Here is a 383-nt window from a genome sequence, read left to right as displayed (position 1 = left end):
TCCTTATTCACATGTACGCCTCCTGGTATATGCGCGGTGAAGAGGGCTACTCTCGCTTCTTCGCTTACACCAACCTGTTCATCGCCAGCATGGTGGTTCTGGTGCTTGCCGACAACCTGCTGCTGATGTACCTCGGCTGGGAAGGCGTGGGCCTGTGCTCCTATCTGCTGATCGGGTTCTATTACACCGATCCGAAGAATGGCGCAGCGGCAATGAAAGCGTTCGTCGTGACCCGTGTGGGTGACGTGTTCCTCGCTTTCGCACTGTTCATTCTTTACAACGAACTGGGCACCCTGAACTTCCGCGAAATGGTGGAACTGGCACCAGCGCACTTTGCTGACGGCAATAACATGCTGATGTGGGCGACGCTGATGCTGCTGGGC

At 55.9% G+C, this 383-nt stretch carries 1 protein-coding gene; it reads left to right on the top strand.

What is annotated here, in order from left to right; genetic code table 11:
- Positions 1–5 precede the first annotated feature (5 nt).
- Positions 6–383 (top strand): proton-conducting transporter transmembrane domain-containing protein (locus ERX29_RS10885; protein WP_279433920.1); only part of this gene is annotated, 378 nt, incomplete at its 3' end.

The organism is Macrococcus lamae (genome assembly GCF_004359545.1).
GTDB lineage: Bacteria > Bacillota > Bacilli > Staphylococcales > Staphylococcaceae > Macrococcus > Macrococcus lamae.
The sequence above is the reverse complement of the archived record's forward strand: the minus strand, read 5'-3'. Positions and strand labels throughout refer to the sequence as shown.